This window comes from Thioclava sp. F1Mire-8, from assembly GCF_002213165.1.
GTDB classification, from domain to species: Bacteria; Pseudomonadota; Alphaproteobacteria; order Rhodobacterales; family Rhodobacteraceae; genus Thioclava; species Thioclava nitratireducens.
The window spans coordinates 427,431-439,184 of record NZ_NBNY01000003.1; the positions used below are offsets into that span (position 1 = coordinate 427,431).

Sequence of the window (11,754 nt, forward strand, 5' to 3'; positions counted from 1 at the left end):
CACTTGGGTCAAGAAATCCCGATTAAAATGCTATGGATTTTGGCTCGGGAAAGCGGGTGGGCGCTGAGCCGTCTGGCTCTTCTGTTCGCGGGCAGCCGATAACAGACCATCGGCCATAGGCGCCGCGATGCGTTTTTGTATTCATTTCAAGAATACGGGCCTCTCATTGTGAGGCCCGCTCGTTGCGGGCGGCAAGGGACAGGCCGGTCCCACGCAAGAAACGCAGGACACATTTAGCGTATTCGTTCAGGGTCGCGCGGGGGGTAGGCGGTCCTTCTCGACGTTGAGAAGCGCTTCGACCTGCGCGCTGACCTCTGCCGCGGGGAGGCCGGGGGGGATCGCCGGGAAGTAGGCCACAGTGATGGTGCCGCCGGTCTTCGCGTCTTTGCGCCAGACATGGCCGGCATTATGCGCGACGGGGACGATCGGCAGGCCGAGCTTTCGATAGAGCGCGATAAGGCCGGGCTGGAACTCGCAGCGATCGTCCACGCCGACCCGAGTCCCTTCCGGAAAGATCAAAATCGAGCGGCCCTTGGCGGCCTCTTCGCGCGCCTGAGTGATCATCCCGGCGAGGGCGCGTCCGCCCGCGCTGCGGTCTATCAGGATCATCGGCGAATGTTCGAGGTACCAGCCGAAGATCGGGATACGCCGCAACTCGTGTTTCGCGATGACGCAGATATCGGGCACGAGCCGGTTGAAGGCCAGCGTCTCCCAGGTGGATTGGTGGTTGCAGACGTAGATGCAAGGGCTGTCGAGATGCTTGTTCTCGAGCCCTTGCTCCTGCACGCGCAACCTGAGAACCCCGCGTGCGAGCGCGAAGACCCCGCCGGTCCAGAACCGGACCGCGGCGCGCACGAGCCGCGGTCGCCGAGCCAGCGCGAGGACCGGGATCATCGGGGCTTGCAGTGCAGTCCACGTACCGAAGAGCGCGTCGAAGAGCTTCGAGCGCAGGCCTTCCAGCCGAGGCGCCGATCTCTCCCGATCCTGTCGCGCCCGCGGCGCCGTATGTGGTGTTTGATCAGGCTGCAATCGAATGATCCAAGGTTTCCAATGGCAAGAATCCGGCAGTGGTTGCGGCACCAAGGAAGGCGCTGCGCGCGTCGGCCACGGTGCCCAGACACTCCATTGCCGCTTCGACGCGGTCAATCGCGCGGCTCTGCGCGAGGTCGCTGACCGGCCATTTCTTGCGCAACCAGTAATGCACCTGTTCGATGGTGCTGAAGGACTTGACGTCGCCTTTCGGCGACACGACGAGGGAGATGGGTTTGCCCCAGTAAATTTCGATCAAGGTTCGTATCTTTCCAAGTGTCCGTGACAGCACCGATTTCAACGGTCGCGCGATCACGGAGGCATAGGCGGGCGAAGCCGGCGCTATGCGGTGAATTGGGTCTGCGCGCGTTGGCGCGCTGGTCTCGTATTCCGAGCGGATCATGACGTGTCGGCTTCGATGCGCGAAGGTCACGATCCGGCCCCTTCGGTACGCGAAGCTCTCCCGGAGGTCGCGAGGGGCGGAAATAGCGGTGGCGACCAAGGTCAGCTCGATATGGTGGCTGAGGGGTTGGTCTGCTCGAACGGCGTCACGCCACGATTGGCCGATGTGAGGCTCCTTTTCCTTGATGCCGCCTTTGAAAAGCTGCGGCCCGACAAAGCTCAAGATCGTCGCTGAGCCGGGAGGAACAGGGTCCGAGAATTAAGATTTTCGAATTTACACATAAGCGATTTGCCCCCGAATTACGAGGCAATTGCCCGAACGCGTCGGAGTTTTTGCGCAACGGTTTGATTGTGCTGGATATAATTCCGTGCCCTGAAAGGTCGAGAGATGAGGGCCGGGGCATGCCCCTATTTGCTTTGCAAAAAGAGCCAGCGTCGCGTAAGTATGACGAGCAACGTTATTCCCTTCTGCAACCTGTCTATCTTCTTGGCTACAGTCTGCCTCGTCGAAGCGGCTGAGTCTGGCTGTCGCATTCTGCGGACGGCCTCTGCGTGAAGAGGCGTCACGACGGCCAATGGCATCGTGAGACGGTTCAACCGGACAATAGGCTTCGGCTTTATCGAAGCGAAGACCGGCGGACGGGATATTTTCGTTCATATCTCGGCTCTGAAGCGCGGGTCTCTCGCAGCTCCATCACGGGCAAGCCGGGACTTACGAAATCGAAACCGGTCGCGACGGGCGCCAGCCCGGCCGACCACCGCTGCGGAAAAGACGGACGCTGCAGTGCGGCTCATCCGTGAGGACAATGCCGAGAAAAAGCGGCTCCGACCGCACGCATACGCGCGGCCCGATTGCCACGGATCGACGAACGCGCCGCAACGCCGCCTTCTCGCGAGGAGAGACCGCGAAGTTGACCGGAGACTCCGGTCACCCAGAGGAGTTCCCCGAGTATTTCTCCGGGATAAAATGGAGGGCCGAACATGGCTGTCGAAAAAATGCCTGCGGGCAGGAAACCCCAGACCACCGAGCTTGCGAACAATAAGGGCCATGCCGCCCTCGCTTGGCATCACTTCTTCCGGGGGCTGTCCGAAGAGAAGAGTGACGATACGCGCAGCGCCTTGCCGCGCGGCGTTCAGGAATGATCTTTCCTGCAACACAGGACCGGAGTTCCCGGCAAGATGGCTGAGCGATGTGAGGTTCCGTGTGAACCGGCCGGCGTTCGCCACACGACTTGCCGGGAGGTGGAGCGGCAGGGGGAATCTCCTGCCGCTTTGCTTTTTCGAAGACGGTATCGATGATCTTCAGGAACAGGGATCGTCGATCAGCCGCGCGGGCTTGGCGAAAGCGCGAAGACTTTGCGCATCGGTGATCGTCACGCCGCTCCATTCGATTTCGACGCCTTAGGGCTTCAATTGACCGATTGCGCGGCTCAAGTTCTCTGGCACGATCCCGCGATATCCGTGCGCCAGTTTGCGAAAAGATCCGGGACGAAGATCTGCTCAATCGAGGGAATGTCCGTCTACACGAACGCGGGTTCTTTCTGCAGGCGGTGCTTCTGCTCAGGCGCGTTCAGCGCGGCCCTTAGACGACGACGATTTTGGTGTTCCATTCCGCGCAGCGCTTGGTCAGCGCATCGGAGAGCGGCGCGTCTGTAAAGATCGTGTCGATCTCTTCGAGCGAGGCGAGCCGCACCGGAGCGGAGCGCGTCAGTTTCGAACTGTCGGTGACCAAGAAGACCTTGCGTGCCTGGCGTATGATTGTCCGGCTGACGCGGACTTCGGCGAGATCGTAGTCGAGCAAATCGCCCTCGTCATCGAGTGCCGAGACGCCGATCACCGCGAAATCCACTTTGAACTGACTCATGAAATCGGCCGTCAGATCGCCGACCAGCCCGCCATCCGACCGACGCAGGTTGCCGCCCGCCACCATGATCTCGCAACTCTCGTTCGCCAGTAAGGTATTGGCGACATTGCTGTTGTTCGTGACAACGGTAATGTTCGAATGATGGCAGAGTTCGCGCGCCACAGCCTCGGTCGTGGTGCCGAGGTTAAGGATTATCGAGCTGTTATCGGGGATCTCCTTGGCGCAGGCCCGACCGATGGCCGCTTTCGCATCCGCACCCATCCGGCGCCGTTCTTCGTAATCGAAATTGACGACGCCCTTCCGGATGACGGCGCCACCATGAACGCGGTCGAGATGTCCTGCGTCGGATAGCTCCGACAAATCGCGACGGATCGTCTGCAGCGAAACATTGAAATGCTCGGCCAGCGTTTCGACCACGACACGCCCGTCGCTGCGCGCGATTTCGAGAATTTCGTTCTGTCGAAAATTTAGCGCCATGCGGCCTCCTTGGAAGTCCCCTGCCACAGCTTCACGCCCGTGTCACGCCCGTGTCGCCCGGGCGCTTCGCGCGATTTGCGGGATCGCGCTATTACCCGCGAAAATCCAGAAAAACGCCGCAAAACGATCAAAAACGAAAAAACTTTTGACAGAAAGTAACGAATCGCTCACGTTTGTAGGCGCAGCGAGGGAGGATCGTCTGTGCCAGCTTTCGAAAATAATGACCGGGTGACCGATCTTTTCGTGATCGGCGGCGGCATCAACGGGTGCGGTATCGCCCGGGACGCTGCGGGGCGCGGACTGTCGGTGACGCTTGCGGAAATGGGCGATCTCGCGCAGGCGACCTCGTCTTCGTCGACCAAATTGTTCCATGGTGGCTTGCGCTATCTCGAGTTTTTCGAATTCAGGCTGGTGCGCGAAGCGTTGCGCGAACGCGAAGTACTCCTGAACGCCATGCCTCATATCAGCTGGCCGATGCGTTTCGTGCTGCCCTACAGCGCCGACATGCGTTTCGAGAGCGAAACGCCCACGTCGCGTCTGCTCTCGCGGATCATGCCCTGGATGAAAGGGCGCCGCCCGGCCTGGCTCATTCGGCTGGGCCTTTTTCTTTACGACCATCTTGGCGGACGCAATCTGCTTCCCGGAACGGAAACTCTCGATCTTTCCGAGGACGAGGCGGGTCGACCGCTGCAAGAGCGGTTCCGTCTTGCCTACGAGTATTCGGATTGCTGGGTTCAGGATGCGCGTCTGGTCGTCTTGAACGCCCGGGATGCGGAGGCGCGCGGCGCCACGATCCTGACCCGCACGAAGGTCGTCGCAGCCGAACGGCGCGACGGGGTTTGGCATGTCACCACTGAAGGCAGGGAAGGGCGTCGCGAACACTACGCCCGCGCGCTGGTGAATGCCGGGGGGCCCTGGGTCGAGAACGTGATCACCAACACGGTGCGGATCAACACGCGGGAGTCGATCCGCTTGGTCCGTGGAAGCCATATCGTCACGCGCAAGCTCTACGACCATAACCGCTGCTATTTCTTCCAGGGCGAGGATGGCCGGATTTGTTTCGCGATCCCCTACGAGCAGGATTTCACGCTTATCGGTACCACGGATCAGGATCATCAGGGGCCGCCGGGCGAAGCCGTCTGCACCGACGCCGAGAAAGATTATCTCTGCGCCTTCGTGTCGAATTATTTCAAGACGCCGGTGACCCGGGACGACATCGTCTGGACCTATTCGGGCGTGCGGCCGCTCTATAATGACGGGGCGTCTTCGGCGACGGCGGCGACGCGCGACTACGTGCTCTCGCTGGACGATCAGGCGGGGCTTCCGCTGCTCAACGTGTTCGGTGGAAAGATCACGACCTATCGCCGCTTGGCCGAAGGCGCGCTGGCAAAGCTCGCGCATTATTTCCCGGATATGCCCGGGGAATGGACTGCGCGCGCATCCTTGCCGGGCGGAGAGTTCGCGCCGACCGAGACCGATCGAATTCTTGGCGAACTCATGCGCGAGTATCCGTTCCTGGATTCGGCATGGGCGGAGCGGATGCTGCGTCATTACGGGCTCGATACGCGCGAAATCCTTGGCGATGCGAAATCGGCAGAGGATCTCGGACAGGATTTCGGCGCGACGCTCCGTGCTGCCGAGGTCGACTGGCTGATGAAGAAGGAATGGGCGCAGACCGCCGACGATATCGTCTGGCGCCGTACCAAGCTCGGGCTCCGTCTGAGTGCATCCGAGATCGAAACATTGGCCGAATACACGAAAGCACGACTTGCGGATCAGCAGGGCGCGGGTAGCGGAATGAGGGGGCAGGCATGACACTGGAGTTGAAAGGCGTCGAGCGAGTAGTCGATGGGCGGACCCATATCTACCCGACCGATCTCGTCTTGCAGAAGGGCACGATGAACGTGCTTCTCGGGCCGACGCTGGCGGGCAAGACGTCGCTGATGCGGCTTATGGCGGGGCTCGATGAGCCGAGCGCCGGCCGAGTCTTCTGGGAAGGCGAGGACGTCACCGGCGCGCGGGTGCAGGACCGTAAGGTGGCGATGGTCTACCAGCAATTCATCAACTACCCGGCGATGAGTGTCTACGACAACATCGCCTCGCCGCTGCGACTGCAGAAGCGCGAGGCCTCCGAGATCGACCGGCGCGTACGCGAGACCGCCGAGATGATGAAGCTGACGCCGATGCTCGAGCGCAAACCGCTGGAGCTGTCGGGCGGCCAGCAGCAACGCTGCGCGCTGGCGCGGGCGCTCGTAAAAGGCGCGGGGCTCGTGCTGCTCGACGAACCGCTGGCCAATCTCGACTACAAGCTCCGCGAGGAGTTGCGTGTCGAAATTCCGAAAATCTTCGAAGCTTCCGGCGCGATCTTCGTCTACGCCACGACCGAGCCGGAAGAGGCACTGCTGCTCGGTGGCAATACCGCGACGCTCTGGGAGGGGCGGATCACGCAGTTCGGCCCGACCGCCGAGGTCTACCGCCAGCCGCGCGACCAGATTACGGCGCGGGTCTTCTCGGATCCGCCGATGAATTTCGTCGACGTCGCGCGCGACGGTCACCGTCTCGTTTTCGGCGGAGAGGCGCGCTGGCCGGCCGACGGCGGTTTCGCGCAGCTCGAGGCAGGGCGCTACATCGCCGGCTTCCGGCCCAATCACGTCCATCTGGCGCGCGAGGGCGGGGATGGCAACGCGCTCGAATTCCGCTGCCAGCTGACCGGCACCGAGGTGACGGGATCGGAGACTTATCTGCATCTGCGTCACGGCGACCAGTCCTGGGTCGCCTTGATCCCTGGCGTCTATGACCTCGGCACGGGGGACGAAGTGGTGATCGCGGTAGATACCGATCGGATTTACCTGTTCTCAGAGGACGGATCTCTGGCGGTTCCGGCCGCATATGCGCAGGCGGCTTGAGAGGGAAGACAATGGCACAAATCACTTTGAACAATCTTGCGCATAGTTATCTGCCCGATCCGAGTTCGGAGGATGACTGGGCGCTCAAACCCTTCGATCATATCTGGGACGACGGCGGCGCCTATGCGCTTCTGGGATCCTCGGGCTGCGGAAAATCTACACTTCTCAACATCATCTCGGGACTGCTGCAACCTTCGCAGGGACGGATCCTTTTCGACGGAAAGGACGTCACCCACGCAGCGACGGCGGAACGAAATATCGCTCAGGTGTTCCAGTTTCCCGTCGTCTACGACACGATGACGGTGCGCGACAACCTAGCCTTTCCCCTGAAAAATCGCGGCATGAGAGCCGACTACATCAAGGCGCGGGTCGACCAGATCGCCGCGATGATCGGGATGGAGGAGGTGCTTTCGCGCAAGGCACGCGGCCTGACAGCGGACGCCAAGCAGAAGATCAGCCTCGGGCGCGGCATGGTGCGCGAGGACGTCAATGCGATCCTCTTCGACGAGCCGCTGACCGTCATCGACCCGCATATGAAGTTCGAACTCCGCACGCAGCTGAAAGCGCTTCATCGCGAGTTCGGGCACACGATGATCTACGTCACCCATGACCAGACAGAGGCGCTGACCTTCGCCGACAAGGTGGTCGTGATGTCCGAAGGCCGGGTCGTGCAGATGGGAACGCCGAAGGAATTGTTCGAGCGGCCCGCGCATACATTCGTGGGTTACTTCATTGGCTCTCCCGGAATGAATTTCCTAGAGGCCAAGGTGTCGGGATCGCGGGCCGTCATCGACGGCTACGAAATCCCGCTGGGCGCGGCCTATTCGAATGGGCCATTGGAAGGTCGCGTCCAGCTTGGCATCCGTCCGGAATTCTGTGCGCTCTCGGATGTGGGAGATGGTCTGCCGGTGCAGATCGAGCGCGTCGAAGATGTCGGACGCCACCGGATCGTCCGGGCCCGGGCTGCCGGGACGGAGCTGAATATCTCCGTGCCCGAGGGTGCGCCGGTGCCCGCAGATGCGAACCGGCTGATCCTCGCACCCGAACAGATCAACATTTACGCCGACAATTGGCGCGTCGCACCGATCGGGGAGGCAAGCTGATGGAAAAGACACAGAATAACCGCGCTTGGTGGCTGGTTCTGCCGGTCCTGTTGCTGGTCGCCTTCTCGGCGGTGATCCCACTGATGACAGTGGTTAATTATTCGGTTCAGGACACATTCGGAAACAACGTCTTCTTCTGGGCCGGGCTCGAATGGTTCGATGAGATGCTGCATTCGGATCGCATGTGGAACGCGCTCGGGCGGCAGACGATGTTCTCGGCGATCATTCTCGCGATCGAGGTGCCGCTCGGGGTGTTCGTTGCGCTCAACATGCCCAAGCGTGGCGCCTGGGCCTCGTTCTGCCTGGTGACGATGGCGCTGCCGTTGCTGATCCCGTTCAACGTGGTCGGCACGATCTGGCAGATTTTTGGGCGCGTCGATATCGGTCTCCTGGGATATTCGCTCGACGCGATGGGGATCGACTACAACTACACCGCAAATGTCCGCGATGCCTGGATCACCATCGTTGTGATGGATGTCTGGCACTGGACGTCGCTGGTCGCGCTTCTGGCCTATGCCGGGCTGCAATCCATTCCGGACGCCTACTACCAGGCGGCCAAGATCGATCAGGCGAGCCGCTGGAAGATCTTCCGCTACATCGAGCTGCCGAAGATGCAGGGCGTGCTGACCATCGCGATCCTGCTGCGCTTCATGGACAGTTTCAAGATTTACACCGAACCCTTCGTCGTCACCGGCGGCGGCCCCGGCAACTCCACCACCTTCCTGTCGATCGACCTCGTGAAGATGGCGCTGGGGCAGTTCGACCTCGGTCCCGCCGCGGCCTACTCGCTGATGTATTTCCTCGTGATCCTGTTGGTGAGCTGGGCCTTCTACACGGTGATGACCAATATCGAGAAGTCGGAGGGCAAGTGATGCGACTGAAATCACAACCGATCGTCATGGCGCTTTACCTGCTGTTCCTGATGATCCCGATCTACTGGCTTCTGAACATGAGCCTGAAGACCAACGAGGAGATCCTGTCGAGCTTTTCGCTCTGGCCGCACGATCTGACTTTCGCAAACTACGTCAAGATCTTCACCGATCCGAGCTGGTACATGGGCTATGTCAATTCGCTCATCTACGTGGTCCAGAACACGGTGATTTCGATCACCGTCGCGCTGCCTGCCGCCTACGCGTTCTCGCGCTACAACTTCATGGGCGACAAACACCTGTTCTTCTGGTTGCTGACGAACCGGATGGCGCCTCCCGCGGTTTTCGCCCTGCCATTCTTCCAGCTTTATTCCTCGATCGGGCTGTTCGACACGCATATCGCGGTGGCGCTGGCGCACACGCTGTTCAACGTGCCCCTCGCAGTCTGGATTCTCGAGGGCTTCATGCGCGGGGTTCCGAAGGAGATCGACGAGACCGCCTATATCGACGGCTATTCCTTCGGGCGTTTCTTCATCAAGATCTTTATGCCGCTTATCGCATCCGGCATCGGGGTCGCGGCCTTCTTCTGTTTCATGTTCTCCTGGGTCGAGCTGCTGCTGTCGCGTACGCTGACATCGGTCGCGGCCAAGCCGATTGGGGCGACCATGACCCGTACCGTCTCCGCTTCGGGGGTGGATTGGGGGCTGCTCGCAGCTGCTGGGGTTCTCACCATCATTCCCGGGGCGCTCGTGATCTATTTCGTGCGCAACTACATCGCCAAGGGCTTCGCCCTGGGCCGCGTCTGAGGAGGTAGCACTATGAGCTGGATGGCATGGACATGGCCGACCGCATTATTCTTCGCGGTGATTGCGCTCTTGTTGGTGATCTTCACCGTGATCGGGGTCAAACGTCCCGAGACGCCGCGCGTCGGCATCCTTCGTATCGAGACGACCCGGGGCGACCGGCTGTTCATCAGCCTGCTCGGGGCGGCTTTCATCAATCTGATCTGGCTGGGCATGGCGGGAGCGCCGGTCTGGGGCGGGCTGATCCTCAGCTTCGTCTGGGCGGCGGCCGTGTTCCGCTGGGTCTGATCCAAGACAAACAACGCAAAAACTCAGGGAGGAGAAACTATGAGACTGCGTTTAACTACCGCGATGGCGCTTGCGCTAATGGTCGCGTCACCAGCCTTGGCCGACATGGAGGCGGGCAAGCAGTTCCTCGAGCAGGAAATCGGCGACATGACGACACTGTCGCAAGCCGATGCCGAAAAGGAACTGCAATGGTTCGTCGACGCGGCGAAGCCCTATCAGGGCATGGAGATCCACGTGGTCTCGGAATCGCTCACGACCCACGCCTACGAGTCGAAGACGCTCGCGCCGTGGTTCGAGAAGATCACCGGGATCAAGGTGATCCATGACGTGATTCAGGAAGGCGACGTCGTCGAGAAGATCCAGACCCAGATGCAGACGGGCGAAAATATCTACGACGCCTATGTCAACGACTCCGATTTCATCGGGACGCACTGGCGCTATGGTCAGGTCCGCGATCTGACCGATTGGATGGAAGGCGACGGCAAAGCGGTCACCGATCCCTATTTCGACCTCGAGGATTTCATCGGCCTCAGCTTCACCACCGGGCCGGACGGCAAGCTCTATCAGCTGCCCGACCAGCAATTCGCGAACCTCTACTGGTTCCGCTACGACTGGTTCAACGACGAGAAGACCAAGAAGGACTTCAAGGACGAATACGGCTACGACCTCGGCGTGCCCGTGAACTGGTCGGCCTATGAGGATATCGCCAAGTTCTTCACCGGGCGCGACATGTCCTATATCGGCGGTCCGAAGAAGGTCTATGGCAACATGGACTATGGCAAGAAGGACCCCTCGCTCGGCTGGCGCTTCACCGATGCGTGGCTGTCGATGGCCGGCGAAGGCGACAAGGGCCTGCCGAACGGCAAGCCGGTCGACGAATGGGGCATCCGCGTTAACGAGCAGGATCAGCCGATCGGCTCCTGCGTCGATCGTGGCGGCGCGACCAACGGTCCGGCGGCGGTTTACGCCGTGCAGAAATATATCGACTGGCTGAAGAACTATGCTCCGCCGTCTGCCGAAGGCATGACCTTCTCCGAGGCGGGTCCGGTTCCGGCACAGGGCGAGGTCGCTCAGCAGGCCTTCTGGTATACGGCCTTCACCGCCGACATGGTGAAGAAGGGTCTGCCCGTCGTGAACGAGGATGGTACGCCGAAATGGCGCATGGCACCGTCCCCGCATGGCGCCTACTGGGAGAAGGGCATGAAGCTCGGCTACCAGGACGTGGGTTCGTGGACGCTGATGAAATCGACTCCGCTCGAGCGGGCACAGGCCGCGTGGCTCTATGCTCAGTTTGTGACGTCCAAACTCGTCGACGTGAAGAAGAGCCAAGTGGGTCTGACCTTCATTCGTGAAAGTACGATTCAGGACAAGAGCTTCACCGATCGCGCGCCCGACCTGGGCGGTCTGATCGAATTCTACCGCTCGCCCGCCCGCGTTCAGTGGACGCCTACGGGCACCAACGTGCCGGATTATCCGAAACTGGCGCAGCTGTGGTGGCAGAATATCGGGGATGCGTCCTCGGGTGCGAAAACCGTGCAGGAAGCCATGGACTCGCTCTGCGAAGCCCAGGAAAAGGTGCTCGAGCGTCTCGAGCGTGCGGGTGTCCAAGGCGACAAGGGTCCGAAAATGGCCGAGAAGCACGATCTCGAATGGTGGCATAACTATTCGGTCGAGCATGGCTCGCAATCGCCCAAGCTGAAGCTGGACAACGAGAGCGAAAAGCCGATCACCGTCGATTACGACGAGCTCGTGAAAAGCTGGAATGAATAACTGAAACGAGGCGAGGCGGTGCCGCGGCATCGCCTCGTTCTCTTTCTCGCCATGCCCTGGATGGAGAGGGCATCGCCAGAAAGAGAACGGTAGGATTGATGGCGAGCTATATTCTGGCAATCGACCAAGGCACCACGTCGTCGCGGGCGATCGTTTTTGACGGCGCGCTGCGCCCGGTGGCGAGCGCGCAGCAGGAATTCACGCAGCATTTCCCGCGTTCGGGCTGGGTGGAGCACGATGCCG

At 60.8% G+C, this 11,754-nt stretch carries 12 protein-coding genes and 1 pseudogene; 10 read left to right on the plus strand and 3 right to left on the minus strand.

Annotation, left to right across the window (positions count from 1 at the left end; all coding sequences use genetic code 11):
• Positions 1-246: 246 nt before the first annotated feature.
• Positions 247-894 (minus strand): lysophospholipid acyltransferase family protein, encoded by a 648-nt coding sequence (locus B6V75_RS13535; protein WP_088720027.1) that lies wholly within the window; start codon positions 892-894, stop codon positions 247-249.
• Positions 895-1,018: 124 nt separating this feature from the next.
• The gene (locus B6V75_RS18785; protein WP_240496966.1) at positions 1,019-1,654 is read right to left on the minus strand and encodes a DUF982 domain-containing protein; all 636 of its coding nucleotides are present in this window, start codon (positions 1,652-1,654) and stop codon (positions 1,019-1,021) included.
• A gap of 360 nt (positions 1,655-2,014) precedes the next feature.
• Here B6V75_RS18785 and B6V75_RS18935 point away from each other — a divergent pair.
• Positions 2,015-2,061 (plus strand): annotated as a pseudogene (locus B6V75_RS18935) (hypothetical protein); the annotation flags it as partial.
• A gap of 351 nt (positions 2,062-2,412) precedes the next feature.
• On the plus strand, positions 2,413-2,574 hold the full coding sequence (locus B6V75_RS18710; protein WP_157771540.1) for a hypothetical protein: 162 nt from the start codon (positions 2,413-2,415) through the stop codon (positions 2,572-2,574).
• Positions 2,575-3,013: 439 nt separating this feature from the next.
• Here the strand turns inward: B6V75_RS18710 and B6V75_RS13550 are convergent, their stop codons facing one another.
• Positions 3,014-3,772, minus strand: coding sequence for a DeoR/GlpR family DNA-binding transcription regulator (locus B6V75_RS13550; protein ID WP_088720030.1), 759 nt, complete (start codon positions 3,770-3,772; stop codon positions 3,014-3,016).
• Positions 3,773-3,973: 201 nt separating this feature from the next.
• Between B6V75_RS13550 and glpD the strand changes: the two genes are divergently transcribed.
• From glpD to B6V75_RS13590, 8 genes are all read left to right on the plus strand, one after another.
• On the plus strand, positions 3,974-5,587 hold the full coding sequence (gene glpD, locus B6V75_RS13555; RefSeq protein WP_088720031.1) for a glycerol-3-phosphate dehydrogenase: 1,614 nt from the start codon (positions 3,974-3,976) through the stop codon (positions 5,585-5,587).
• Positions 5,584-6,678 carry an ABC transporter ATP-binding protein gene (locus B6V75_RS13560; RefSeq protein WP_088720032.1) on the plus strand — a complete coding sequence of 365 codons (1,095 nt, stop codon included), beginning with the start codon at positions 5,584-5,586 and terminating at the stop codon, positions 6,676-6,678. Before glpD ends, B6V75_RS13560 begins: the two co-directional genes overlap by 4 nt.
• Before the next feature lie 11 nt (positions 6,679-6,689).
• On the plus strand, positions 6,690-7,781 hold the full coding sequence (locus B6V75_RS13565; protein ID WP_088720033.1) for an ABC transporter ATP-binding protein: 1,092 nt from the start codon (positions 6,690-6,692) through the stop codon (positions 7,779-7,781).
• Positions 7,781-8,653 (plus strand): sugar ABC transporter permease, encoded by an 873-nt coding sequence (locus tag B6V75_RS13570; protein WP_075777589.1) that lies wholly within the window; start codon positions 7,781-7,783, stop codon positions 8,651-8,653. Before B6V75_RS13565 ends, B6V75_RS13570 begins: the two co-directional genes overlap by 1 nt.
• Positions 8,653-9,456 carry a carbohydrate ABC transporter permease gene (locus tag B6V75_RS13575; RefSeq protein WP_075777590.1) on the plus strand — a complete coding sequence of 268 codons (804 nt, stop codon included), beginning with the start codon at positions 8,653-8,655 and terminating at the stop codon, positions 9,454-9,456. The genes B6V75_RS13570 and B6V75_RS13575 overlap by 1 nt, the downstream gene beginning before the upstream one ends.
• Positions 9,457-9,468: 12 nt before the next feature.
• On the plus strand, positions 9,469-9,741 hold the full coding sequence (locus tag B6V75_RS13580; RefSeq protein WP_075777591.1) for a DUF2160 domain-containing protein: 273 nt from the start codon (positions 9,469-9,471) through the stop codon (positions 9,739-9,741).
• Positions 9,742-9,780: 39 nt separating this feature from the next.
• A complete protein-coding gene (locus tag B6V75_RS13585; RefSeq protein ID WP_075777592.1) occupies positions 9,781-11,511 on the plus strand; it encodes an ABC transporter substrate-binding protein in 1,731 nt (576 codons plus the stop codon).
• A gap of 98 nt (positions 11,512-11,609) precedes the next feature.
• Positions 11,610-11,754: FGGY family carbohydrate kinase (locus B6V75_RS13590; protein ID WP_146735141.1), on the plus strand; the 145-nt coding region annotated here is incomplete at its 3' end.

Coding starts and splice junctions, on each gene's coding strand:
- B6V75_RS13535 (WP_088720027.1), bottom strand. CDS start 894: ATGATCCCGGTCCTCGCGCTGGCTCGGCGACCGCGGCTCGTGCGCGCC.
- B6V75_RS13585 (WP_075777592.1), top strand. CDS start 9,781: ATGAGACTGCGTTTAACTACCGCGATGGCGCTTGCGCTAATGGTCGCG.
- B6V75_RS13550 (WP_088720030.1), bottom strand. CDS start 3,772: ATGGCGCTAAATTTTCGACAGAACGAAATTCTCGAAATCGCGCGCAGC.
- B6V75_RS13560 (WP_088720032.1), top strand. CDS start 5,584: ATGACACTGGAGTTGAAAGGCGTCGAGCGAGTAGTCGATGGGCGGACC.
- B6V75_RS18710 (WP_157771540.1), top strand. CDS start 2,413: ATGGCTGTCGAAAAAATGCCTGCGGGCAGGAAACCCCAGACCACCGAG.
- B6V75_RS13570 (WP_075777589.1), top strand. CDS start 7,781: ATGGAAAAGACACAGAATAACCGCGCTTGGTGGCTGGTTCTGCCGGTC.
- B6V75_RS13580 (WP_075777591.1), top strand. CDS start 9,469: ATGAGCTGGATGGCATGGACATGGCCGACCGCATTATTCTTCGCGGTG.
- B6V75_RS13575 (WP_075777590.1), top strand. CDS start 8,653: ATGCGACTGAAATCACAACCGATCGTCATGGCGCTTTACCTGCTGTTC.
- B6V75_RS13565 (WP_088720033.1), top strand. CDS start 6,690: ATGGCACAAATCACTTTGAACAATCTTGCGCATAGTTATCTGCCCGAT.